The 25,116-nt window shown below is 32.1% G+C and carries 21 protein-coding genes; 4 read left to right on the forward strand and 17 right to left on the reverse strand.

The window, feature by feature from the left end:
- Positions 1–26 precede the first annotated feature (26 nt).
- The 4 genes from HM982_RS14975 (at position 27) to uxuA (ending at position 4,517) form a co-directional block, all read left to right on the forward strand.
- A complete protein-coding gene (locus HM982_RS14975; RefSeq protein ID WP_179354149.1) occupies positions 27–1,166 on the forward strand; it encodes a PKD domain-containing protein in 1,140 nt (379 codons plus the stop codon).
- A gap of 84 nt (positions 1,167–1,250) precedes the next feature.
- Positions 1,251–2,333 (forward strand): T9SS type A sorting domain-containing protein, encoded by a 1,083-nt coding sequence (locus tag HM982_RS14980; protein ID WP_179354150.1) that lies wholly within the window; start codon positions 1,251–1,253, stop codon positions 2,331–2,333.
- Positions 2,334–2,451: 118 nt separating this feature from the next.
- Entirely contained in the window at positions 2,452–3,279 is an 828-nt protein-coding gene (locus tag HM982_RS14985) for an SDR family oxidoreductase (protein WP_179354151.1), read from the forward strand.
- Between the two features lie 62 nt (positions 3,280–3,341).
- A complete protein-coding gene (gene uxuA, locus HM982_RS14990; RefSeq protein WP_179354152.1) occupies positions 3,342–4,517 on the forward strand; it encodes a mannonate dehydratase in 1,176 nt (391 codons plus the stop codon).
- A 962-nt stretch (positions 4,518–5,479) separates the two neighbouring features.
- Here the strand turns inward: uxuA and HM982_RS14995 are convergent.
- The 17 genes from HM982_RS14995 to HM982_RS15075 form a co-directional block, all read right to left on the reverse strand.
- Positions 5,480–6,112: a hypothetical protein gene (locus HM982_RS14995; RefSeq protein WP_179354153.1), complete on the reverse strand. Its 633-nt coding sequence runs from the start codon at positions 6,110–6,112 to the stop codon at positions 5,480–5,482.
- Between the two features lie 252 nt (positions 6,113–6,364).
- Entirely contained in the window at positions 6,365–8,152 is a 1,788-nt protein-coding gene (locus tag HM982_RS15000; RefSeq protein ID WP_179354154.1) for a cation:proton antiporter, read from the reverse strand.
- Between the two features lie 269 nt (positions 8,153–8,421).
- Positions 8,422–9,711: a phenylacetate--CoA ligase family protein gene (locus HM982_RS15005; RefSeq protein WP_179354155.1), complete on the reverse strand. Its 1,290-nt coding sequence runs from the start codon at positions 9,709–9,711 to the stop codon at positions 8,422–8,424.
- The gene (locus HM982_RS15010) at positions 9,708–11,375 is read right to left on the reverse strand and encodes a C45 family autoproteolytic acyltransferase/hydolase (RefSeq protein ID WP_179354156.1); all 1,668 of its coding nucleotides are present in this window, start codon (positions 11,373–11,375) and stop codon (positions 9,708–9,710) included. The genes HM982_RS15005 and HM982_RS15010 overlap by 4 nt, the downstream gene beginning before the upstream one ends.
- A gap of 5 nt (positions 11,376–11,380) precedes the next feature.
- Complete coding sequence (locus HM982_RS15015) at positions 11,381–12,925, reverse strand: phytoene desaturase family protein (RefSeq protein ID WP_179354157.1); 1,545 nt, start codon at positions 12,923–12,925, stop codon at positions 11,381–11,383.
- Between the two features lie 8 nt (positions 12,926–12,933).
- Positions 12,934–16,611 (reverse strand): MMPL family transporter, encoded by a 3,678-nt coding sequence (locus HM982_RS15020; protein ID WP_179354158.1) that lies wholly within the window; start codon positions 16,609–16,611, stop codon positions 12,934–12,936.
- Positions 16,604–17,800: a DUF2062 domain-containing protein gene (locus HM982_RS15025; protein ID WP_179354159.1), complete on the reverse strand. Its 1,197-nt coding sequence runs from the start codon at positions 17,798–17,800 to the stop codon at positions 16,604–16,606. The genes HM982_RS15020 and HM982_RS15025 overlap by 8 nt, the downstream gene beginning before the upstream one ends.
- 25 nt (positions 17,801–17,825) lie before the next feature.
- A complete protein-coding gene (locus HM982_RS15030) occupies positions 17,826–18,209 on the reverse strand; it encodes a hotdog family protein (protein WP_179354160.1) in 384 nt (127 codons plus the stop codon).
- 4 nt (positions 18,210–18,213) lie between these two features.
- Positions 18,214–18,816: an outer membrane beta-barrel protein gene (locus HM982_RS15035; RefSeq protein ID WP_179354161.1), complete on the reverse strand. Its 603-nt coding sequence runs from the start codon at positions 18,814–18,816 to the stop codon at positions 18,214–18,216.
- Between the two features lie 70 nt (positions 18,817–18,886).
- Positions 18,887–19,519 carry a hypothetical protein gene (locus tag HM982_RS15040; RefSeq protein ID WP_179354162.1) on the reverse strand — a complete coding sequence of 211 codons (633 nt, stop codon included), beginning with the start codon at positions 19,517–19,519 and terminating at the stop codon, positions 18,887–18,889.
- Positions 19,497–20,123, reverse strand: coding sequence for an outer membrane lipoprotein carrier protein LolA (locus tag HM982_RS15045; RefSeq protein WP_179354163.1), 627 nt, complete (start codon positions 20,121–20,123; stop codon positions 19,497–19,499). The genes HM982_RS15040 and HM982_RS15045 overlap by 23 nt, the downstream gene beginning before the upstream one ends.
- A complete protein-coding gene (locus HM982_RS15050; protein WP_179354164.1) occupies positions 20,116–20,892 on the reverse strand; it encodes a polysaccharide deacetylase family protein in 777 nt (258 codons plus the stop codon). Before HM982_RS15050 ends, HM982_RS15045 begins: the two co-directional genes overlap by 8 nt.
- On the reverse strand, positions 20,886–21,914 hold the full coding sequence (locus HM982_RS15055) for a beta-ketoacyl synthase chain length factor (protein WP_179354165.1): 1,029 nt from the start codon (positions 21,912–21,914) through the stop codon (positions 20,886–20,888). The genes HM982_RS15050 and HM982_RS15055 overlap by 7 nt, the downstream gene beginning before the upstream one ends.
- A complete protein-coding gene (locus tag HM982_RS15060) occupies positions 21,914–23,107 on the reverse strand; it encodes a beta-ketoacyl-[acyl-carrier-protein] synthase family protein (protein WP_179354166.1) in 1,194 nt (397 codons plus the stop codon). Before HM982_RS15060 ends, HM982_RS15055 begins: the two co-directional genes overlap by 1 nt.
- Position 23,108: 1 nt before the next feature.
- Positions 23,109–23,366: a phosphopantetheine-binding protein gene (locus HM982_RS15065; RefSeq protein WP_179354167.1), complete on the reverse strand. Its 258-nt coding sequence runs from the start codon at positions 23,364–23,366 to the stop codon at positions 23,109–23,111.
- Positions 23,366–23,989, reverse strand: coding sequence for a 3-oxoacyl-ACP synthase (locus HM982_RS15070; protein ID WP_179354168.1), 624 nt, complete (start codon positions 23,987–23,989; stop codon positions 23,366–23,368). The genes HM982_RS15065 and HM982_RS15070 overlap by 1 nt, the downstream gene beginning before the upstream one ends.
- The gene (locus HM982_RS15075) at positions 23,986–25,116 is read right to left on the reverse strand and encodes a beta-ketoacyl-[acyl-carrier-protein] synthase family protein (protein WP_179354169.1); all 1,131 of its coding nucleotides are present in this window, start codon (positions 25,114–25,116) and stop codon (positions 23,986–23,988) included. The genes HM982_RS15070 and HM982_RS15075 overlap by 4 nt, the downstream gene beginning before the upstream one ends.

Here is a 25,116-nt window from a genome sequence, read left to right on the forward strand (position 1 = left end):
ACTAAAATTATAAAACAATGAAAGCAATGAAAAATTTTTTTAGACTAAAAAAGGCAATGTTATTTAATAAAGTTTTAATGTCGCTTTTTTTTGTAATTGGAATATGTCTTGTAACGACATCTTGTGATAAAGATGATGCTACAGGACCTGAAGCATCCTTTACTTATACCACAGATGATAATAGAGTAGTCACAATTACGAATACATCAACAAACGCAGATCAATATTATTGGAATTTTGGAGAAGTAGGTGCACCTATCTCAGAAGAAGAAAATCCAATCTTTACATATGGGTCAGACGGAACGTTTACAATCGCTTTAAGTGCTGTTGGACCAAATGGTGGTGTAGATCAAATCGTTCAGGATGTTACTGTTGAAGAAGTTATTCCACCAGGAATTCCAGTTCCATTATATAATCTGACTACTGATAATCTTGTTGCAAGTTTTGAAAACCTAACGAGCCTAAATGATGCTGATACATTTACTTGGGATTTTGGTGATGGAAACCAATCAAATGAAGCTAGTCCAACACATACTTATGCTGAAGCGGGTATGTATGTAGTAACATTAACAGCATCTGGGCCATTAGGATCAGGTGAATTAGTAGACGATGTTTTTGTTGCTACCGAACTTAAAATAAACAACGGCACTTGGGATGATGAGCCAAATAAAGATGATAATAGAACGGCATGGAGAAACACAACATTAGAAGCTGCAGCCGATGATTTCTATGGTGATTCAGATTATTTTGCAAAAGCGACTAGTAGTAACAATCACACGGTTGATGGTAGTTACTCAGCGAATTTAACAACGAATAATACGTCTACCAAGCCAAGACGTTGGTTGTATCAAGATATAGTTGTATCACCAAATGCAAGTTACACAATAACCTTTTGGATGAAGCATACTCCGGATACGGGTTCTCAGACTTATGTTAATATCTATGAAGATCATTTTGATTTACCTGAATTTATTGATGTTGAAGAAAAAATAATTGCCTCTCAAACTTATGATGATTCAACAGGAAGTTCAACAGGAGACTGGGTGGAGGAATCCATTACGTTTGATACAGGTAGCAGTAGCCAAATTGTGTTTTTTATGACCAATAAAATTGAAGCCTCTGACCAATCTTATTACGATGATTTTACTATTGTAAAAAATGATTAGAGAATGAAAAAAATCCACTTTTTAAATACTTTTTTAGAAAGTGGATATAGTAAAAATAACTATTAATCCAGTAAAACTTTTATTATGAAAACAAAATTATTTTTAACGTTATTACTAACGTCTTGCCTTACTTTTGGTCAAGAATTGTATCAATTGCCACTCTATGAAGGTTTTGATTATGCCGTAGCTTATTCTGACGACACTCCACCAGAGCCATTAAATACTTTGCTATATTCTGATACGATGATTGGGCTTGGACCTTGGATTGAGGATAATTACTCAAGTACCAAAAACCCTTTTTTAATTACATCACCATTCACTAGCTATGCCGGACTGCCTGCATTTACAGGAAACGCCATTGAGATTAAGGGTGGAACAAATGATCCATTATTATATTTTGAACCGGTAAATGAGAATGATGGAGTAAATTTGTATGCCTCTTGCATGGTTAAGGTAACAGATATGAGCTCTGTATCTGGAAGTTTAGATTATTTCTTTGCATTGGCCACATCTGGTTTTGGATATGGTGCTGCTCTTTATTTTTCAAAAGTCGATGATACAACGTACAATCTAGGTATTAATGAAAGTAATACGTCTGGTGAAGCTATAGTTTATACAGGTGCAACTTTTACTGAAAATGTTGATGAAGTATTTGTGGTTATAAAGTATGAATTTAATTCTTCAGGAAACTCAGTGGCACATTTATTTGTTAATCCTGTTATAAATGGAGCTACGGAACCAGCTTCGCATGAAGATACAAGTTCTATATCTTTAGAGGATGAGGCAAATAGATCGACATTCACACTTTTAAAAATAAATGCAAATTCTAACGCTAGAACACCTGGTATCGCAATTGATGAAATTAGGATTGGAACTTCTTGGGAAGATGTCGTTTCTACTACCAACGAACCTTTAGATATAGTTGACAATGAAATAGCTAATTTTAAAATTTACCCTAATCCAGCTAATGACTACATTGAAATTGAATCAGGAGCAGAAAGTGTAACATCAATTACTGTTTTTGATATTTTGGGAGAGCAAGTATTAATACAAGAAGTCTTAAATGATAATCGTATGGACATTTCTTCTTTAACTAAAGGAGTTTATTTCATAAAAATAAGAGGAGATAATAATAGTAGCATCACAAAAAAGATTATTAAAAACTAATAGTATAATTTTTAATACAATTTAAAAACCCTTCGTGAATTGTACTTTTTAATTCATTGAGGGTTTATCATATAAAAGCACTAATCTATAATGGTATTTAATAATAAATAAAATAATAATGAGTAAAGTAGTAGTAATAACTGGAGCTGGTGGTGTTTTATGTAGCACATTGGCCAAAGCGATGGCTAAGAAAGGTCATAAGATAGCTTTATTAGATTTAAAATTAGAAGCTGCAGAAGAAGTGGCTAATGACATTAATGCTAACGGAGGAACGGCCATTGGAATTGTAGCGAATGTTTTGGAAATAGAGTCATTAGAAACAGCAAAGAATGAAGTAAATAAGAAACTAGGGCACTGTGATATTCTTATAAATGGAGCAGGGGGAAATCATCCTTTAGGAACAACATCTAACCCTCATTTAGAAGAAGAAGATTTAAATAATAGAGCGGAAGGTTTTAAAACCTTTTTCGATTTGGACCCTGAAGGCATCAAGTTTGTTTTTAACTTAAATTTTATTGGTACATTATTGCCTACGCAAATTTTTGCAAAAGATATGGTAGGTAGAAAAGGGTGTAGTATTTTAAATATTTCATCTATGAATGCGTTCACACCTTTAACAAAAATACCTGCTTATAGTGGAGCAAAAGCGGCAGTTTCTAATTTTACGCAATGGTTGGCTGTTCATTTTTCAAAAGTTGGAATTAGAGTTAATGCTATAGCACCAGGATTTTTCTTAACCGACCAAAACAGAACATTACTAACCGAAATTGACGGAAGCCTAACTCAAAGAGGACAACAAATCATAGATCAAACGCCTATGGGACGTTATGGCGAGCCTGACGATTTAGTGAGTACAACTTTATATTTATGTGATGATGCGTCATCTTTTGTAACAGGTGTTGTTATTCCTATTGATGGTGGTTTTTCAGCCTATAGCGGAGTATAATTGTTTATTCGTCTAAGAAAGAACAATTGTAATATTAATACAAATTTTAAAATTCAAATAAAATGGAACAAACATGGAGATGGTATGGTCCCAATGACCCAGTTTCTTTATCAGATATTAAACAAGCAGGAGCTACGGGAGTTGTTTCTGCACTACATCATATTCCGAACGGAACAGTATGGACGGTTGATGAAATTTCTAAAAGAAAAGAAACTATAGAGTCATCAGGACTTAGTTGGAGTGTGGTAGAAAGTATTCCTGTTCACGAAAGTATAAAAACGCGTTGTGGTAATTTTCAAGAATATATAGAGAATTACAAACAAAGCATTAAAAATTTAGCTAGTTGTGGGATAAAGATTGTATGCTACAATTTTATGCCAGTTTTAGATTGGACCAGAACGGATTTAGCATTTGAAGTTGAAGACGGCTCAAAAGCACTTCGTTTTGACGTAACTGCTTTTGCTGCTTTTGAATTGTATTTATTACAGAGACCAGAAGCTGCAAAAGATTATTCTGAAGAACAGAAAACTGAAGCTAAATCTTATTTTGAAAAACTTTCAGACGATGATAAGCAAAAGCTTATTAATAATATCATTGCTGGCTTACCAGGAGCAGAAGAAGGGTATACTTTAGAACAATTTCAATTGATATTAAATACTTATGCAAACATTGATGCTCAAAAGCTACGAGATAATTTAGTAGCTTTTTTAAAGGAAATTATACCTGTAGCATCAAAAAATAATGTATTAATGTGTATTCATCCAGACGACCCACCATATTCAATATTAGGATTGCCAAGAGTTGTAAGTACAGAGGAAGATTATGCACATCTCTTTTCAGAAGTTCCAGATAGAGCTAACGGAATTACTTTTTGTACAGGGTCATTAGGAGTAAGAGCAGATAATAATTTAGTTCAAATTTTTAAGCGATTTGCAGATAGAGTTCACTTTTTACACTTAAGAAGTACCAAACGTGATGACAAAGGCAATTTTTACGAAGCCAATCATTTAGAGGGAGATGTAAATATGTTTAACGTTGTTAAGGAAGTAGTTATCGAAGAACGGAGAAGAAAATCAGCAGATATGAAAGACGCGCTAATACCTATGCGCCCAGATCACGGCCATCAAATGCTTGATGATTTGCACAAAAAAACGAATCCTGGATATTCAGGAATAGGTCGACTAAGAGGTTTGGCAGAGTTGAGAGGTCTGGAGCTGGGGATTATGAAGTTATTTTAAAATAAATTTGAGTTAATCTGCTTAAGCCCATTATTAAAAATGATGATTGGGCTTTTGTGTTTATATTAATCACTTACCAAATTCCCCAACATTTGAGCAAAAAATCCTCATTAATTTAGTCTTGGAAACAATTTCAAGGGTGTTGCGAGTATTTTCATTTTTAATATAAGCTTAAGAAGTTATTAATACATAAACAGAGTTTTAATAACTTTTAAAATGAGTCCGCCAAATCAAATTCTCTTACACCTTTCACTTCACAAAGTTTTAAAATTTAGATTGAGACAGACTGCATAATCAGGTTCATGCCTCAATCTATTTATAAGTCTTCATTTAGTCTAAATTTTAAATAAGATTCCGAAAAGGTAACAGCGATGGCGCTATTAGAAATAAGTGAATAAAGTGGAGTTTAAACCTAATCTATATCGTTTTATTCTAAATAGACTGGTAATTAGAAGACAACATAGAATTTCGTGCCAAAAGAAAAGGGAAGCGCTCAAAATAGAATAAGTATATGATTAAAAAAGAGACCGCCTATCAAATTATATTAAACTATCTAAAAATATTACCGATTTTAATTGAATTTAAATGTTTGGAATAATACAAGCCGCTATTAGTCATTTGAATATGAGTTATTTTGCTATTATTTGGATTATCTAACTTTATTCAAAATCCAATGTCCATTAGGACGTACGGGTTCAAGTCCCGTCTTCAGTACAGATGAAAAGCCGAAAACGAAAGTTTTTGGCTTTTTTGTTTTAAAAAATTAAGGAGAGCTAACTTTATAAGAAATTTTTAAATCAAAAAAGTGGTTCTCTCGACACCAATCGGGGTTCAATCCACTTCTCTTAGCATGTTAATATGGACTCGGCGAAGCTAATAGGCGTCTTTAGTACATAAAAAAACGTAATTAATTTTATATAAAAAGTGTTGCGTTATTTTTTTATCTGATTAGTGTTTGCATTTTAATTTTGCCAACTAGTTAGTTTTCCATTTTCGAAATATAAGTATCTATTCTTGTAAACCCATTGTTCATGAGTGCCATATGTGCCTGAAGATTTATTGATGTCCTTAGGTTTACCAATACTTAACTCTGTCATCTTTTTCGTCATGCCAATCCATATTCTACCATTAGAAATTTTTTCAGCAATTTCTTTATTGTATTTTATACTTAAAGTTTCATTCTTGTAGTTATTTTTGATTTTCATCATATCACCTAACTCTCCTATATCATTTTGTCTAACATAACCTCTTATAGAGTCCCTTTCAATTAGCCAGTAACCGTTTTCGTAATCATAAACATTTACCATTTTATATTGCTCTATTACACCTACTGTATTTCCTGTAAAACTAGGTTCATCCTTAATGAAAACCTTTGTTTTGGTTCCAACTTTAGCTATTAAGGTTTTTCCATCTGTTGAGTTATCTCGTTTTGATTTTAATAGATTGATTTTTATTTCGAGTTTATTGATTGAATCGTTTATCTCTTCGCTTTGTTTTGTAAGTTTAATTCTAATCTGTTCTAGTTGTTTTATTTCTTTGTTTTGTGAATTTATAACAGCTGATGTTAATAAGAAAAGGATTAGTAGTTTGTACATAACGATTTGTTTTGGTTCTGTAATTTCTCAAGAATTTAATGAGTTTTTTTATTTATAATATTGAAATAGGATGCTGTCAGTTTTATTTTAGTAATAAATATAAAAAAGCTTTATAAAAAGTTCAAATAAACTTTTCTTCACATTAAGCATTGCCAAAAAGCCTTTTAAATTTAGAGCATTAAATTTTTCGATTGCAATCAAAATGATACAATAATAAACTTTTAGAAAGCTTATTATTCTATAAACTACATATTACTCAATATAGATTATTTTTTCATCAATATCTATATAATCATCATACCTAAAAGGACGTTTTGTGCCGGTGCTGTCTACAATAACTAATGGAAGTAGTGTTTTGTTTTTACTAAATTGAGACTTAATCCATTCACGTGTTGCTATTTTTTCTTTTACAGAAGCTTCAACTTCATTGTAGTTTGAATCTTGTACTTTTTGTATCCATGATTGTATATCAACTTTACCAGAAAACAAGGTTGACGCAGAAACGGAGTTTAAAATGCTTATGCTTCCTCCTTCATCATTGTAAGGTGAAATCGCTACAAATTTTTCTGGAATAAAAATGGTATCATTCATCAGTTGAGAAGCCAGTAAGTTGATTTCATTATTTACGGTTAAAGCGACGAATGTTCTGAAATCTTTAGCTGCGGCTTCGTTTAGAGTTGATTCTTCTAAAATATTCCCGTGAACATATTTAAAACCTTTGTTTTTTGCATTTTCACAATTGGCTTTATTGGCATCGATAAATGTGACTGAGTTGTGTTCTGCTAGGTGCTTACCTAGCAATAAGGCTAATGGGTTGGCGCCAAGAAATAAATAGCCTTTTCGAGAGAATTGTTTTACCAACTCGCCACGTTTTTTTAACCAATTTGTAGACCAAGTTAATAGCACGGGTACAGACAGGGTTGTTATGATGGCCATAAAAACGAGAATAGAGAATATTTCTGGAGTGATTATGCCTTTCTGCAAACCAATACCGGCAATAACGATTTCTACGGCGCCACGACCGTTCATTCCGGTTCCCACGGCTAAACCTTCTCGCCAACCATTGCCACTTGGTAAATAGAATAAAATTGTACCGACTATTTTTCCTACAAATGCCACACCTACAATTAGAAGCAAAAGCATTAAATCAGTTTTAAAAACATCTAAAGTGACGTGGAAACCTGCTGTAACAAAGAAAATAGGCGCCATGAAACCTATAGATACATCGTGAAAAACTCGTGTAATATCTTTGGTGATTTTATCATGAAATACACCATCTTTTATAAATATACCAGCAATAAATGCACCTAGAATTCCATGAAGACCAACGAGTTCTGCTAATTCAGAAAGCCCAAAAACAATGAGAAGTAGAAGTGTAAAATAGGTGGTTCGATTTTCGATGTTTCTTTTTGCCATCCACTTTCCAATTCGTGGTAAGGCATAGAGTCCGAAAGCTGCAGAAAATGCAAAAAACAGTATAATTTTACCTGCAATTATTAATATTTCAGACATATTTACAGCACCAGCATCTATAAAACTAGAGAGTCCAGCGAAAATGATTAAAGCTAAGGTATCAGAAATTAAAGCACCTGCCATTAACACATAGGCAATTCGGGTATCTAATAAGTCTAAATCAACAAGAATACGGCTCTTAGTGGCTAGTGAAGTAACACCTACAGCAATACCTACAAATAGTCCTGCCATACTTGTACCACCAGATAGTGTGACCACAAAATAGCCTAAACCAAACGGGACAACAAACCCGCCGACTGCTGCTAGTAATCCAGCCCAAGAGGCTTTACCTAAGTCTTTAAAGTTTATTTCCATACCAATGTAGGCCATAAGTAATATAACCCCAGCTTCAGAGATAATAACTAATGTGCTTGAGGATTCTACAAGGCCTAGTAAAGGTGGACCAATTATTACACCTATCAATAGTTCGCCTAAAATTGCTGGGTATCCAATACGTTTAATTAATGCGCCTGCTCCCCAAGCAGCAAGTAGTACAATAAATAAATTTAAAATGTCAAATCCTTCCATACGCTTCTTCGTTTATTTGTGAAAAATCAAATTTCATAAATATCGGATTTTTTTTTCAAAAAATTTCATTAACACTTCTATTTAATGGACTTATGATCAAATGTTAACATTAATTTTTGTTTTTCAAGAGTATCAGATTTTGGAAATGTAGTTAGGTAATAATCGAGAAAATCTAGAGCTGATTTTAGAGTTGAAATTAATAATAAAGCATAAAATTGTATAGACTGTTTCTAAAAACTTGTGATTTTAATGAAGAATTTAATTAAATCTTATCTTCTTTTATCAATGACCATAACCGGTTTTCTGCTCATATTAGGAAATTGTAATTTTAGAATTTCCTTTTTGTCATAAAATTCAATTTTAGGTAATACGCGTAGTTTTGCTCTAAAATGATTTTTAATATTTTGCAATAAGTAAACTGTAGGTGTATTTACGGCTATTTTAACGCATATTTCGTCTGTTCCTATGGCATTGTGAGAAAGTTCTATAACAAAGGCTTCTACCTCGTTAAAATCATTTAAAATATTATGCATGGCTGGCGGATACAAAGTAGTGCCTTTATATTTAATCATTTGTTTCTTTCTTCCAATAACAGGGCCTAAACGCATCGTGTTTCTTCCACAATTACATTTTTCATGATGTGCTTTTACAATATCCCCTGTTTTAAACCGAAGTAAGGGCATGCCTTCTACACCTAATGTTGTTATGGTAAGTTCTCCGGCTTCACCTTGAGCTACAGGTTGGTCGTTATCATCTAATATTTCTGTAATAATTAATTCAGGATGTTGGTGACCGCCTTGTTGTTGTGCACATTCTGTAAAAGCGGTATTCATCTCTGTAGAAGCGTAGGTGGAATACAATTCAATATTCCAGTTCTCTTTTATTTTTTTTGATAAAGTATTTAACGAAAAATCTTGATTACGTAAAGGTTCGCCAATACAAATAGCACCTTTGATTCCAGAGCTATTTAGGTCAATATTTTGCTGTTTTGCAAACGCTATCAGTTTTAATAAAAAAGAAGGTACTGCGATAATATAGGTTGGCTTAAATTTTAGAATAGAATCCCATTGCAGTTCTGGAATACCATTACCAACTCTAATAATTCCTGCTCCAAGCTTTCTAGCGCCTAAAAAATAAGCTAAACCCGCCATAAATCGTCGGTCCATGGTAGTCATTAGCTGAATGACATCATCTTTACCAACACCTGCACAAGCAAAAGAGATGGCTTCGTTATACGCTAAACGCTCTAAATCAGTATCGGTTAATCCAAAAAGAACGGGGTCTCCCAATGTTCCGGAAGTGGTGACATAATCCACAATTTTATTTTTAGGGACACAAATAAAATCGTCATTATGTTGTTGTAAATCGTCTTTTGTGGTTGTTGGGATAGTCGCTAAATCTTCAAGCGAATTTATAGTTGAAATATCAATGTTATGAGTACTAAATAAGCGCTTGTAAAAAGCAGAATTTGTATTTAAATACTGTAAAAGCACCTGTAGTTTTTCAACTTGAAAGTTGTTTATCTCCGCTTTGGAAGCATATTCTATTTCAGGAATCATAATTCTAACTTTCTTTTTAATTTCTTAATGTAGTTGTCGACTTCTAAGGCTTCAGGTACCGTTGTAATCTCTTTAGTTTTTGCTGTCTCAAAGGCATTTAAAGCCGCTCTATAATACCCTTTATTATAATAGTAGTTGCCTATTAAAAAATAGGCTTCCCAGTATTCTGGGTTTAAGGTTTTTAAATTTAGAACTAATTGAGATGCTATAGATTCGTTATTGTGAATAGCATGCCATACTTCTGCTCTAAGTTTTCTATAGCTTTGGTAATCGGTATAGGCTTGTGTATATTGAAATGGGTCTTCTTCGATATTTAAGGGTGTATCTGCAAGTGGCGTTTTAATAGGGTTTTTAAATATTTCATTTAAATCATAAGCCACAAACTCTCCTAATTGATATGGATTAGAAGATACCCAAACCAAACGTTGTTCGGGTTTAAAAACCACAGAATGATGCGCTAGTAATTGGTTTAAAGCTTTTTCGTTACCATAACCTATTGCTTTATTATTTAACCCTTCTTTATTTCTTAAAATGTCTACTGCAATTTCAGGTGTTATTTTGGGGTTTTGGTCCAAAAGCTCCTGCATGCGTTCGTAACGGTATTGCGAATGACTTTCTTTAATGTGTTCTTTGTTCTTTTCGTCATTAGCATAAGCGTCACTTTGAAAATGATTAGAACAGATTAATTGATTGGTGTTTTCTACGTCGTAAACGCCAAATTTGTTTGGGGATACTTCAATTAATATGGCTTTTCGGTCGGTTGCGCTTCCTACTAAAATAGATTCAGATACAAATACCTGACGTTTTTTTGCAATTGCAATCGCTTCATTAATGTTGGTTGCATATTGTAAAATTTCACGATTTAAGATAGAAATGGGTGTTTTAGCAACTAATGGAATTTCAGATTTTCCAGCATTAATAGACACCGTTAAACCATGTTCATTCATACCAGAAAGTACGCCTAGCATGCCTGCCCATGTCACCGACATAAATTTATAACCATCGGTTGGATTAGTAAAGGACACTATTTTTTCTTCAGCAAAATCATCACCGGCATAAAAATCTAAATTACGACCAATAATTAAGCTTCCATCTTCTGTTTTTTCATCCCAAGCAGCAAATGAAGTACAGCCCACTAAAGCCAAATCTTGTAAAGCATGACCAATATCGTGTGCGCCATGAAAATAGAGCACTCTTAAATAAGGTTCTGCGATATAATTGTATTTAGGCGAAGCATATTTTGATAGCCCTAAAATTTCGGTTTTGTATTCTAAAGGCACGTTGAGGTACATTTTACGGTTAAACCAAGCTAAAAAACGTCTTAATAGAGCTTGTTTCAGTTTCGATGGAACAAACTCATCAATTTTTGAAACAAAGATGCCTTCTTGTTTTTGAAATAATTCTTCAGTAAGACTTCCTGTAATTAAACCTCTTTGATACGGATTGCCTTCTACATAAAGCTCCCATAACCCTTGTTTATTTTTGCTAAGATGATTGTTTCCTAGTTTAAAAGTTGAATCGGAAGTTTGTACACGTTCCGGAATTACCGAATTATAGGTGCTTACATCTGGAACATCATGTATTGATTTTGATATGCCACATGAGGTTATACTTACAAATAGAAAAAGTAAAAGTCCGTGATGTATGCTTAAATTAAGCTTCATGTTTTTTAATTTTCGATGCTTTCTTCGATTTTATTGGCCTCTAATATTTTTTCTAATAAAGGTTTCATACCCACAATTTCCGAACAGGTAAGAACAGCGCCAATGGTAACGCCTAAAATACCATGCATGTTTAGGCTTTGGCCTGTTAATAAAAGGTTTTTAATTTTTGTACGTGGCGAAACAAAAGAGGCCAAAGGATTATTAGCGTCTTTTACATAGCCATAGATAGAACCTCGATTAGAACCTATATAATCGCGATACGATAATGGTGTTGAGGTGTAAATCTCTTGAATACATGCTCTAATATTTGGATATTTTTTCTCTAATTCTTGAATGAGTATTTCGGCTTTTTCGGCTTTAAATTCTTCATACGTTTGACCTCGGTCGTTTTTATTAGCAACCGTATTAAATGTGTTTTCCCAAGGTTCAACTTCTTCATAACGCATGTAGGTCATCACCGTTAAGCTTTCACCATAAACATCTGTTTTTTTATTAATTCCCATAGATACCATATAACCTTCTGGCCAAGTGTCTGAAGTGTAATCTTGTCCGTCCCATATTTTATTAGGGTCTTTTATATGGTAAATGTTTTTGTTTTGATACTTAAACGTGTTAGGCTTTAAAACAATATACAAGCTAAATCCTGCAATGATGCTTTCAATATTATTGATGCGTTTTGTATATACTTTTCTGAATTTATCTTCACCAACTAATTTTATGGTCAGTTTTGGTTCAATATTAGAAATAAATAAATCGCCTTTGATTTCTTTGCCATTTTTGGTAAAAACAGAACTGATGTTTTTGTCTTTAAATCCAAATTTAACTACCTCGTGATGTTTAAAAGCATCACCACCATTTTCTTTTAACCGTCTGATTAGTAGTTTAGAAATCTGGCTTCCCCCATTTACACAACGATAAGCACTTTCTATATATGAATTTATGGTTAAGGCATGTACATAAAAAGGTGTACGGTCTGCATCTCCAGCATATAGATAATTAGTGCCAGCGAGAACTGCTTGTAATTTTTTATTCTCGGTAATGGAATCAATATAATCTTTAGCTTTTAAACTAAAAATATCGGTATTTTCATAATACGGTTTACCGTGTTTTAATCCATAAAGGGGGAATTGACTACAAACTTCTTTTAACTTATCGCAATACGTAACAATAGCATTTTCTTCCTCCGGAAATTCAATTAATAAATTTTCAATGAATTTATCGTAGCCTTGAGCGTGTTTATATTCATGTGTATCATTATCAAAAGTAATGACATCAAAGCCGTCTTCATCGAGTTTTTTTAAGTTTAAATCGTCAATAATATCAAGATACTTAAAATACTGATATAGATTCTGACCTTCATTTAATCCGCCGATATAATGAACACCTGTGTCAAAAATAGTTTTATCACGAACAAAGGTTTGTAAATTTCCGCCATATTGATTGTTTTTTTCTAAAACACAAACACTATAGCCTTCTTTAGCGAGTAAGTTTGCAGAGACCAAACCACCTAAACCGCTTCCTATTATAACAACATCGTAATGAGATTTCATCTTGCTTTTTACTGTTTTGATAAGATAATAATATTTTCTGATTGGTAGGTACAATCAAAACTTAAATCGAGTTTATTTGTGGTATACAAATGCGTACTTTCTTTTAATAAAATAATATGATTTAAATCGGAATGTATCCCTTCTTTTAATTTTATTTCGCTACAATCTACATCACTTATAATTAAAGATTGCGCTTTAAAAGGTAAAGCATCTTCTATAGTATTTACACAAGTGATATTTCGAGAATTGGTAATAAAACTGTTATTAACGATTGTTCTATTTTCTTCACCTTCAATGTAAGACACAATTTTTCTATCAACAGCATCTAAAGCGAGTAAAAAATCTAGCTGACCTGCATCTTTAGACAAATGTAGTATCTTATCTTTTGTTCCAATAGTATTTAAAACTGTTTTATAAATGCCTTTATTGGTTTTTAAATCCTTTTTTACACGTTTATATAAGGCATCTCCTTTGTATCTGTAATCGTCTAAAACTAGCTTATGAAAATAGGTTTCGTTTTCTCTTTCACTTCTAAAAGCACTAAATTCTGTTCTAAAATAAGAAGCCCCTATTTGTTTAGCGCGTTGTGAGTAAGAAGTGCTGAATCTAGAGTCGTTTGGTGTAATTCTATCTAAGATTTTTAAAGTGATATGACCATCTCTAATCATAGATTCTCCTTTAGGGATGATTTCAGAATTCCCATGAATTAACACCGGAATAATATCTAGATTAAATTGTTCTGCCAAATAAAATGCGCCTTTATGGAATCGTTTTATTTTGTTAGTTGTTGAACGCGTCCCTTCAGGAAAAGCCATTAATGTGTAGCCTTGCGCTACTTTTTTCTTTAAATGCTCTAATCCGTTTTCAATACCACTAGATACAGGATAAAAACCAGCCAATTGTACGGCTTTACCAAATACTGGCGAGTTATAAACCCAATCATTTACCAAGAAAATGATTTTTGGATGTAACATGCCAATGGCTAAAATATCTAAAAACGACGTATGATTTGCTATAATTATAGCTTGCTTTTTAAAATCTTCTTTAGGTTCATTTATTACTTTTTTAACAAGAAATAAATGGGTGTACAATACCGATTTCATGAATTTTGAAATACAAACATGAAACCATTTCATCTTTGTTTTTTTAGGAACCGGAATAATTTTTAAAATAGTAACACTAAACAACGATAATAAAACGCCACCTAATCCAAAATAAAAGAATGATATTACGGAATGAAGAAAAACACGTAATGAAACGGGACGTTTCGTCTTGCTACCAATAAATAATTTAAATAATAAAGGTTGCACACTAAAAGCAATAAGAACTGCCGAAATAATACCAATTAAACAAACTAATGCTATAGAATGTAAAGCAGGATGTTTAGCAAAAATTAATACACCAACGCCTAAAATAGTGGTAATTACCGACAGTAAAATGGACGTTTTATGTGTGGTTAATGCGTTTTCTCCTGTTCTGTATTCATGCAATAATCCATTGGTAATAAAAATGCCATAATCTATACCTAAACCAAAAATAAATGTAGAAATGATAATATTAAAAATATTAAATTCTAGATGGAAAAATCCCATTATTCCTATGGTTAGCAACCAAGTTAAACAGATAGGAATTGCAGTAACTAGAGTTAAAGAAAAGCTTTTGTAAAAGAGTAGAAGAATAAGAATAACCGCAATTAAGGAATACCCAATTAAACTATTAAAATCGGTTTTTAAATCCCCTAAAAAGGTTTCGTTCATTTGTTTCCTATCAATTACCAAAGTTTGTGCATCCTCTTTAAAAGCATCCATTACGGCCTTTGCTTCTTCTACTTTTATTAATGTAGTAATGGTGGTGAATGTATTATTGGTAGACATATAATCGTCTATAGAAAAAGCATTTATAGCTTTGTAGTCTTTACTTTCTAAGGGTTGAAACGATGTATTTAAAAGAGTGTAAAAACGATTAAATGTTTCCGGTTTAAAACCTAAACTGGTACCACTTTCGGTGAGGTATTGCTTTGTGGAATTAACAGTGTTTTTGTTCCAAAACGATTGCCAACGTTCAATTTGTTGGTTTTGCTGTTTTTTAGAATGTACAAAAGTACTGATAGAACTATAATTAATAAGTTTGCCTTCGTCTTTTAAGTTTTGCAACTTTGTTAAAATAGCATCATTAACTTGAAGTGTCTTTTCTTCCGAATCGCCATAAGCGGCAATGTATATAGATTTTGAAGTACTATTAATAAGTTGGTCTAAGCGTAATTCTGCTGCTTCTATATCTTTGGGCATATAATTCATTGCACTTAAATCCTTATTGAAAGCAACGGTATTATAAGTAAAGAAACTAGCAAAGCACAATAAGAATAAACCCAAAATAACCCATTTGTTTTGGTGCATATTATACGATGCAATTTTATCTAAAGTGGTACTTTTTTTAGTTCTATTTATTTGCTCTTTATATACTTGAGGGATAAAAAGTAAGGCGAAAAAAGAAGAACCAATAACACTAATTGCAGCAAAAATCCCTAAATCTTGTAAGGCTTGCGAGTTGATAAATAATAAACACAAAAATGCGAGCGCTGTGGTTAAGCTACTCATTAAAATAGGTTTTGAAATTTCTTGATAAAGATTCTTTACATTGTTGTTACTTCTAATATGGGTAAGAATATGTAAAGAATAATCTAAAGTAACACCAAGTAAAACAGAGCCAATACCTAAAGAAATAGCTGAGATTTTTTCTCGTATTACAAAAAGTATAGCAATAGCTAAAAGACCACCAAAAATGGTAGGTACAAATAAAATAATAGGTACCATTAACTTTTTATAGAACAGTATAAATATAAGTAACAGTATGGTTAGGGCTATACCAATGGTGAGTTGTATATCCTTTTTTATTTGCTTAGCATTTGCTACTGCTATTAATGTTCCTCCAAAATATTCACTGTAAACTTTATCTTTATAAACGCTATTGAGTTTTCTATTGGTTTTATAGAGATTTTCTACAAACTCCGAGTTTTTAGCAGTTTCATTAGAACCTAAAGCAGGCGTGATAAATAAAAGGATATGCTGTTTATCCTTACTGAATAAAAATCCGTTTTTTAGATTAAAATTGTCTCCAAAACTTAAGTCTTGTATTTTTTTTAAAGCTATAAATGATAAGCCTAAAGGGTCTTTTAGAATAAAATCTTTTGCGACAATACCTGAAGGGGAAATAAGGGTTTTGTAATTTTTTAATGTAATAGCCTCAATACTATCTTCTTGAATTTTATTGGTAATAGTTTTATAGTCATTCGCATCTAAAAAGAGTGGTAAATTATCGTAGATAAAATTCGCTGTGTTCTTAATGTCTTTATCTTTAATTCTACCTTGAATTTGTTCTATATATGGACCAGAAGAAGCGTTAATACTATCAATAAATTGGGATGCATATTGCGTTAAGTCATCTATAGAACCATTGGTGTCTTTGGTGATATTTACAATGATTTTATCCGCAAAGTTGGTGTTTTTTAAAACCTTCTGTAATTCTGCGTTTTTAGCGTTAGTAGGAATTAGTTTCGTGATATCTTCTTCAAATTCAATTTTAGAAGCTACAAACACTAAAGCCAAAAGTAAAATTGCCAAAACGCTTAATCCAAGTCCTTTTCTGGAATTAAAATAATGATATATTTTATAAAAAATACTATGCATTGGTTGTAGTTACTTTTTTCTTTTCAAAAAATAAAAACAGGAAATAACTCAAGGTTCCTATGGACAATGCAGTAACCGTTGCCAAAGCAAAACTGCCAATTAAATATGATTTAAGATGTTTTAATACTTCAAAGTCTGCAATAATTTCACTGATATTAAACGTGACTTCTTCGCCTAATATAAAATGGCCTAATTGAAAACTTGTAAAAATAATAAAAGGAATAAATGGCGGAATACTAATGTTTGAAAAAGCGAAGGCAATCGTTTTATTTAACTTAAAAACAAAAGCTAAAAAAATAACAATTACAGTTTGAGCACCCCAAAAAGGGGCAATACCAATAAATAGACCTAGAGCTATAGATGCTGCTTTTTTTTGAGAAGAATCGTTACTTCCAATGATATCTTCGGTTAGGAATCTTTTAAAGCCTTTTTTTTTAAAGCTTCTAAAAAAATCACGTGGCTTTATGTATAATAAAGTAAGGATAACCAGCCATGTGTTTAAAATACTAATTCGTGTAAAATCTTTAAAAGGTCTAAAGTGAGACACACGTTCGTTTTCGTCATATAAAACTTGAATAGGAATGTTTTTTACAACGGTTCCAGACCAAGCGGCTTTTACAATGACTTCTATTTCAAATTCGAATTTTGAGGTATAGAATTTTAAGTTTTTTAAATGTTGAATCGGGTAAAGTCTAAAGCCCGATTGTGTGTCTTGTAGCTTAATTCCGGTTTCTGCCCAATACCAAAAATTAGAAAATTTATTTCCAAAACTACTTTTTTTAGGCACGCTATCGTGTCCCATATTTCTAGCACCAATAAGTAGTAAGTTTTTGTCTTCAGCAACTTCTAAGGCGTCTATAAATGAAGGAATATCTTCAGGAAAATGTTGTCCATCAGAATCTATAGTAATTGCGTAGTTATAACCTAAACTTTCGGCATGTTTAAAGCCTGCCCTTAAAGCTTGCCCTTTGCCTTTGTTTGCTTTAAAATGAATCTGTTCTAAACCTGAAAATTCTTTTAAAATTTCTGAAGTTTTATCTGTAGAACCATCATTGATAATAATGATATTTTCGGTGTAGTTTAAAACACCTTTAATAACACGTTGTAGTGTTTTAGGATTGTTGAAGGTGGGTATAATTACACAACAATGCAAATCGTTTAGTTTTTGATGTATCGTAATATCCTTCATTTAGTCGCGCGAATTAGGTGTAAGACTAAGCTAATTCTTTAGTTTTTATAAATGTACCATTACATTTTAAAGCAATAGTATCATCTGTAAATTTAGTGCTATTTTTAATTTTTACAGCATCGTTTTCTTCATTAATAGAAAGTTCTAAAATGAGTTCTGAATTTATGTTGGGGTTAATTAATGCTGTAAATTTCATATTAGAAATGGTCTGTAAGCATAAAGAATTTCCAACATAATCTTGTGTGATTTCCTTTATAGTTTGAAGCATACAAACTCCTGGTGTAATAGGATTTCCTGGAAAATGGCCATTAAATACCTCATGGCTTTTATTCAGTTTTATAATAACATGAATAAGATTTTGGTCAATAATCGTTGTCTTTAAAATAGTGTAGAAATCTTTAATAAGCATCAGTTTATAATTTAAATTGATAACCAACGCTTAATTGAATAACGTTGTTTAAAATTAACTCACTAACCTCGGTCGTTTCATAACCGTTTCCAGTATCTACATTTCTACCTAATAAATCGGTTAAACCTTGTTTGTAACCTATAGACATCACTAAACCATTACCTATATCGTAACCTATAGCTCCTGCTAAAGCAATATCTACGGTTTGAGGGTCATGGACATCTTTATGACTTAATATAATATCTATAACAGGTGCGATTTGAAAATTAATACCACTGTCTCCAATAAAAAATCTGTTGTTTACAGGTATAGACAAATAATTGAGTTCTATAGTTTGTGTTCCTTCGTTTCCAAATGTTTTGTATTCACTCCCTTGTTTAGAGTAAACTATTTCGGGTTGTAGGGTATAAAATCTTGCGAATTTAAACGACAAAGTGGCGCCAATATGAAATGTGGTAAGTTTTTCACTGTTTAAACCGCCATTCTCTTCAAGGTTGCTTAATCCGGCGATATTCATTCCTAATTTGAGCCCTGGTTTAATTTCTACTTGTGCATTGGTTGTTGTATAAAATAACAGTGCAATTAAAATAATAGTAAATTGTTTCATAGTAGTTTAAGTTCGTTTAGCGGAATACAAAAATGCGGAAATATGTTGTCTTTAAGAAACAATACAGTGTTTATTGTTGCTGATTTAAAAAGCTTAAATCAATTTGAATAGGGGCTGTATTATGTGTAATAGAAATGTTCTTTGCTATGGTGTTTTTAACCTTAGAGAAGGTAATTGTTATTTTTTCTTTGGAATGATTCGTATTTATTATTTGCAAAAGTAGTTGTGTTTTCTCGTCAACGATATAATGATTAAATCGTTTTTTTGTTTTAGATTGAAAGATGATTTTGCCCTCATTGTCTCTAAAAGATTTATGGATAGGATTCCGTTCTTGCGTTAAAGTTTGAAAATCTCTTTTAAGGGTGTTGATAATGATTTTTTTATCTAAATCCTTCATAATAAAATTTGTTTTCATTTCATTATCAAGCAATTCAAAATCAAATATTTTATTTCCAAAATTGGTTGTAAACACAATACGATGCTTATGGTCTTCAATTTTTTTTATAATTAAAATGCCACCAAAATCATTATTATAAGCCTTAATCTTAGCTTTGTAAATATAATCTGTTGTAGGGTTTGAAAAATAAGGATTAGTATATTCCGTGATTTCTGTTTTGTATTCCGGAAGCCCTTTTATGGTAGGAATTCCACAAGACGCAAACAGAGTTACTATACATAGATTAAGGATTAAAAACCGCTTCATTCAAGGTTGTGTTTCGTGTTTTATTCTTAAAAACAATTTTTGTGTAATCTTCTGAAGGTTCTATCATTTTTACTTCGGTAACATCGCTTGTTTTAATGTCGAATTTTAATTCGAATGCCGCAATAAATTGAAGCATGTCTTTATCCTTCGGAATAAATTTTACTAAATAAAAATCATCAACTTTAAAATAAGAGATATCAAAGGCGTTGTCATCAAACATATTTCCTTTTACACTATTTGTAATAAGACTATTTAGACCTTTAAACATTTTATTAGAACCAATATCAATGTTGCTTTTATCGCCTTCGTCATCAATAAATAACTTGTCATCTTTAAAAATAATACTGTATTTATAAGGCGATGTGTATTCCCATTTTACCAATCCAGGAACTTTAAAAGCGAGCTTCCCTTGGGTTTCAACATCATTACTTAAAAAACTAAGGTGTTTATATTGTACAAAATCACTAACAATCGTTTTGGTATTGCTATCTAGTTTTTCTACAGCTGATTTAAAAGCGTTTATTTCTTCTGTTGTAAGTGACTTTTGAGCATTAGAAATCTGAATTCCGATACATAAAAAAAATAAAGTGTAAATATTACGCATAAGCTTTAATATTATATAAAGTGTCTATTGTTACGGATTGATAATTGTTCTCTTGCAAAAATAACAACAATTGTTCCAAAACGCGTACTGTAATTTCCTGTGAGTCATGTAGTAAAATAACAGCACCAGGATTGAGGTTTTTAGTGATTCGGTTTAAGATTTCTTTTTCGTCTTTTTTAACAGTATCTAAAGAACGAATATTCCATCCTATAACGTGATGTTTAGTGTGTTTTATGGCTTTTGTAATGGCGGGATTTGTAACGCCATATGGCGGACGAAACAATTTCATTTCTTTATTTATAATTGAAGCAACAGTAGTATTTGTGTTTTCAATTTCAGTAATTACCTTTTGTTTTCCGTAAAAATCGAAAACATTGGAATGCGAAAAGGTGTGATTTCCAATAGTGTGACCTTCTGCTATAATTTGTTGCACCAATTTGGGCTGTTGTTCGGCATGTTTACCGATAAAGAAAAAAGTTCCTTTTGCCTGATGCCTTTTTAGTAAAGCTAAGATTTGAGGTGTAAATTCTTTATTTGGACCATCATCAAAAGTAATAGCAACTTCTCTTTTAGAATGGTTTTTTTTTGAATTGAAAGCTTGTAAATGATAGTTCCAACCGATATTAAAACTACCAATAATTGTTATAGTAAACCATAGTATAAAGAGTGTTATAAAAACAAAAATAGAGGTATAAAAAAAGAAACTAAATATTAGTAAGCTAACAAATAGAGCAAGAGTGATACCATTTATGTTTTTAAAATTTAACATGATGTTACTAAGGTAAAACTATGTTGTTGTCCTTTAAGTTGATTGTAAAGCAGTACGTTTTTATAGCTAGATTTAGCGATAGAATTTAGCGTTAAAACATCAGGGATTTGTTGTTGTTTAATAATGTTTGTTGCTATCCAAAAGCCAAAGGCCGAAGCTGTAAAAAACTCGCCACAAAGATGTTTGTAATGCAATTGTGGTGTGTCTCTAAATATTGAATCTTGAAGTGTTTGATATAAAACATCAAAAGCATCTCCATTTTTTCCAAGGATTACAGCATCAATATCCTCAGGAACTAAATAATTTTCTTTTAAAAAAGCTTTAATTTTTGTTTCAATTGTGTCTGTTCTAGCTTTATTAAATATTTTGAGCCCTTTTAAAGCACAAAAACTATTGGTTTGTTTGTAAGAAGATAAACTAAAAAAATGAGCACCTTCACCAAAAGGTGTTTGGATAGGATGTTCTTCTGCTTCTTCAGCAAATATAATGTCGTTAATAAGAAATTTTCCTAATTCGTCTGTGCCACCTACTAAAATTGTGTTTGCTTCATTTTCATGAAGCATTAATTGAGCATCAATAACAGCAGATTCAAAAGAAGCAGCACCTTGTACATAAGTAACATTGTAGCCTTTACATTTTAAGGTTAGTGCAATTTGGGCACCAACGGTGTTATGTGTAGATTGAATAAACGATGTTGGTGTTAAAAACTCTTCGTCATTATCGAGTATAGCATTTAAAAACTTTTCAGAATCTTCTATACAGCCAATTCCGGTTCCGGTAATAATAGCGTCGGGCATTTCTAATTTAGCTAATTCTAATGCTTTTTTTGCTGCTGCAACTCCCATTTTTACAGCAGTTGCCATTCGCCTACTAGCAATTGGGCTTAGAAATTTTTTATAATTAGGATGAATAGCTTCAGCTAATTTACCTTCAAAAGAAATCGTATTTTCTAAAAAGTTCGAATCATTTAAAGTGTCTTGTGCGGAAATTGAAACTGCACTATTTATATAGCAAGGTTTCATTATTTTTTTGAGAATATAAGCGTGGAACAATTACCGCCAAACCCAAAAGAATTAGAAAGCACATACGCTAAAGGTTTTTTAGTGAGTTTGGTTACAGGAGTTATGTTGAGTTCTGGAATCGCGGTTTTAAAATTTAAATTTGGAAACATTACATTATTCTGAAGTGCTAAAACAGAATATACAGCTTCAATTGCACCTGCAGCTGCTAATGTGTGTCCCGTAAAGGCTTTTGTGGAACTAAAATCGGGGACAGAATTTCCGTAAATACGTTTTAAAGCTCTACCTTCAGATAAATCATTATTAGGTGTTGCAGTTCCATGGGCATTAATATAATTTATATGTTCAGGATTTAATTTTGCAATTTTTAAAGCTTTTGTTATTGAAAAGTAAGCACCTTCACCGTTTTCGGATGAAGCAGTTTGGTGAAAAGCATCATTGGCATTTCCGTAACCTGCTAAATAGCCTAAAACGGTTTTTTTTTCTTGTTTTACTACAACATCAGATTCTAATACTAAATACGCAGCTGCTTCCCCTAAATTTAAACCTTTTCTGTTCGCATCAAAAGGGGTGCAATGGGTATCCGATAGAATCATTAATGTTTTAAATCCATTGATGGTGAATTTTGCTAAGCCATCCGTTCCACCAACTATAACACGGTCTAATTGTCCAGATTTTATTAATCGCGCCCCTAACATTATAGCGTTTGCCGCGGATGAACAAGCGGTACTAATGGTTGATGTAAAATCCGTAATCCCTAAAAGTGCTGCAATTTTTTCGGTACTATCTACCGCATGATGACTGTTAATTAACTTTCTGCTTTCTTCGTTGTAATTTTGGAAATGTTTTTCTGTCAAATCCATACCACCAACACTAGTTGCAGATATTAAACCTGTTTTAAAGGCTTCAATATCTTTAATGTTAGCATCCTTTATAGCTTGTTTAGCAGCAACACAACCTAATAATGCGGTTCTAGAATAGTTGTGCTTTTCATCTAAATCAAGGCTTTTGGCAAGCTCTTTATTTGTTTGTGAAACTTCACCAACCTTAATCTCGTTTTTATGTTGTGTTTCAATATTTACAATAGTTGCAATGCCTTTTTTATTGTTTAAAAGCGCATGCAAATTTTCTTCTACAGAGTTTCCTATAGAAGAAATAATTCCCATCCCGGTTATGGCAACACGATTTTTCGACATCTTATTTTGTACGGTTATCTGTAATATATTTGGCTAAAACCTCCACAGAAACAAATACTGCTTTTCCTTCATTGGGATCGGTTAATTTAATACCATAATCTTTATCTAGCATTACAATAAGCTCTAAAGCATCAATAGAATCTAATCCTAAACCATCTCCAAATAAGGCATCATCATCTGCGATATCATCAACACTAAAATCCTCTAGATTTAGTTGTTCAATAATACTTTCTTTAAGTTCTTTTTTTAACGCGTCCATTAATCTTCTGTATATATTTTTTTAATAATTTCTTTTGAGTATTTCTGAGGTCCTTCCTCTGCTACAAGGTACATAAAAGCATCATATTTGTCCTTATCAATATCGACCCAACCACATAAAACAAGATCACTTTTTTTATTCTGAATTAAACTTGAAGCATATTGCTCTAATAGTATTTCATTAAACTGTTCTGCAACAAAAAAGACATTTTCACCTTTTATTTGATGTCGAATACTAATTTCTCCAATCATAATATTAGCTAAAGTATAAACAAAAACGGCAGGACTAGGATAATAATTATTTTTATCGTTTATCGTTTCTTGATGCTTTCTATCTGTGTCCAAACTTGAAGCTCTATTTGAGAGTACTATCCCTGTGTTTTTTATAATGTCTGAATCTAGTTTTGCTGCTTCAAAAATAAATTCTGAAGCTAAAAAACCTAATTTAGATAAGTTATCCATTTTAAAAAACTTAGGATAAGCGATGTTTTTTTCTTTATAAACTTGTTTTGCAAATTCAGGAAAAGTAAGCTGAGAATCTTTTGTATAAAGCAACTTGCCATTTACTGAAATAGTATGGTTTTTTATGCGACAATATGCAATGGTATTTAGATTTTTTTTCAATGCGTTACTTTTTTGAAAATTACAGCCGTATTACAACCACCAAAACCAGATGCCGTTTTTAAAAAAGTATTAATCGTCTTTTTAGTGGTGTTTTTAATAATATTTAATGGCATAGAAACACCTAATTCATCAAAACCTAAAGACTCATAAAGTGTATTGTTTTTTAAGGAATGCATACCGATTATAGTTTCTAATAATCCGGAAGCTCCTAAGGTATGACCATAATAACCTTTTAAACTATTTAAAGGAATATGTTCTAATTTTGCACGGTTAAAAGCAATAGCTTCCATTTCGTCATTAAAGGCAGTTGCGGTTCCGTGAGCTGAAATATAATTGATTTCTTCTGGTTGAATTTTTGCTTCTTTCAAGGCTGAAAGCATACTGAGATATAAGCCTTCTCCTGTTCTTGAAGGGCCAGAAATATGGTTGGCATCATTACAGCTTCCATCTCCAATAATTTGAATCGCTTCTTTTGCTTTATTTTGATTTGAAATAGCTACAGACGCAGCAGCTTCACCAATACTAATTCCGGTTCTGTGTTTAGAAAACGGTTTGCAGGGTGTTTCACTTATAGCTTGAAAGGATTGAAATCCGGAAATCGTAAATTCAGAAACAATATCACCTCCAACCACAAAAGCATTATCGTAATAATCGTTTTGTATAAGTCGTTTAGCTGTTGCAATGGCTAAAATGCCCGATACACATGCATTAGAGATAATGATGGGCTCGGTTTTAAAATTAAAGAATGTTTTTATTTTTTCGCTTAGAGCAGGTAAATAAGCGCGTTCTGGTTTAAAATTATTGTTCAACGCATCAATATTACCTTTTGTAGTGGCAATAATTAAGGCGGTCTTGTCGGTTATGGTAAAAGAGGACTGAGAAATGGTGTCTTGCAAAGACAAAATCATCATTTTCTCTAGCTTTGTGTATGCTTTTGGGTTTCCTAAAGTATAAAATGCTTTGTCTAGTTTCTTATTATCTATAATAGCAGCATAACAAGGCATTGTGCTAATGTCTTTATGTAACGTAATTCCAGAATGAGCTTTAGAAATTTCTAAAACATTGGTTTCGGAATTAAAACCTAGTGGAGAAACTATGGTGTTTGAGGATATAAAAACGTCTTTCAT

Source organism: Winogradskyella vidalii, assembly GCF_013403955.1.
GTDB classification, from domain to species: Bacteria; Bacteroidota; Bacteroidia; order Flavobacteriales; family Flavobacteriaceae; genus Winogradskyella; species Winogradskyella vidalii.

Bases quoted from the DNA above. Each gene is read 5' to 3' on its own strand.
- HM982_RS14975 (WP_179354149.1), top strand. From the start codon at position 27: ATGAAAAATTTTTTTAGACTAAAAAAGGCAATGTTATTTAATAAAGTT.
- HM982_RS14980 (WP_179354150.1), top strand. From the start codon at position 1,251: ATGAAAACAAAATTATTTTTAACGTTATTACTAACGTCTTGCCTTACT.
- HM982_RS14985 (WP_179354151.1), top strand. From the start codon at position 2,452: ATGAGTAAAGTAGTAGTAATAACTGGAGCTGGTGGTGTTTTATGTAGC.
- uxuA (WP_179354152.1), top strand. From the start codon at position 3,342: ATGGAACAAACATGGAGATGGTATGGTCCCAATGACCCAGTTTCTTTA.
- HM982_RS14995 (WP_179354153.1), bottom strand. From the start codon at position 6,112: ATGTACAAACTACTAATCCTTTTCTTATTAACATCAGCTGTTATAAAT.
- HM982_RS15000 (WP_179354154.1), bottom strand. From the start codon at position 8,152: ATGGAAGGATTTGACATTTTAAATTTATTTATTGTACTACTTGCTGCT.
- HM982_RS15005 (WP_179354155.1), bottom strand. From the start codon at position 9,711: ATGATTCCTGAAATAGAATATGCTTCCAAAGCGGAGATAAACAACTTT.
- HM982_RS15010 (WP_179354156.1), bottom strand. From the start codon at position 11,375: ATGAAGCTTAATTTAAGCATACATCACGGACTTTTACTTTTTCTATTT.
- HM982_RS15015 (WP_179354157.1), bottom strand. From the start codon at position 12,925: ATGAAATCTCATTACGATGTTGTTATAATAGGAAGCGGTTTAGGTGGT.
- HM982_RS15020 (WP_179354158.1), bottom strand. From the start codon at position 16,611: ATGCATAGTATTTTTTATAAAATATATCATTATTTTAATTCCAGAAAA.
- HM982_RS15025 (WP_179354159.1), bottom strand. From the start codon at position 17,800: ATGAAGGATATTACGATACATCAAAAACTAAACGATTTGCATTGTTGT.
- HM982_RS15030 (WP_179354160.1), bottom strand. From the start codon at position 18,209: ATGCTTATTAAAGATTTCTACACTATTTTAAAGACAACGATTATTGAC.
- HM982_RS15035 (WP_179354161.1), bottom strand. From the start codon at position 18,816: ATGAAACAATTTACTATTATTTTAATTGCACTGTTATTTTATACAACA.
- HM982_RS15040 (WP_179354162.1), bottom strand. From the start codon at position 19,519: ATGAAGCGGTTTTTAATCCTTAATCTATGTATAGTAACTCTGTTTGCG.
- HM982_RS15045 (WP_179354163.1), bottom strand. From the start codon at position 20,123: ATGCGTAATATTTACACTTTATTTTTTTTATGTATCGGAATTCAGATT.
- HM982_RS15050 (WP_179354164.1), bottom strand. From the start codon at position 20,892: ATGTTAAATTTTAAAAACATAAATGGTATCACTCTTGCTCTATTTGTT.
- HM982_RS15055 (WP_179354165.1), bottom strand. From the start codon at position 21,914: ATGAAACCTTGCTATATAAATAGTGCAGTTTCAATTTCCGCACAAGAC.
- HM982_RS15060 (WP_179354166.1), bottom strand. From the start codon at position 23,107: ATGTCGAAAAATCGTGTTGCCATAACCGGGATGGGAATTATTTCTTCT.
- HM982_RS15065 (WP_179354167.1), bottom strand. From the start codon at position 23,366: ATGGACGCGTTAAAAAAAGAACTTAAAGAAAGTATTATTGAACAACTA.
- HM982_RS15075 (WP_179354169.1), bottom strand. From the start codon at position 25,116: ATGAAAGACGTTTTTATATCCTCAAACACCATAGTTTCTCCACTAGGT.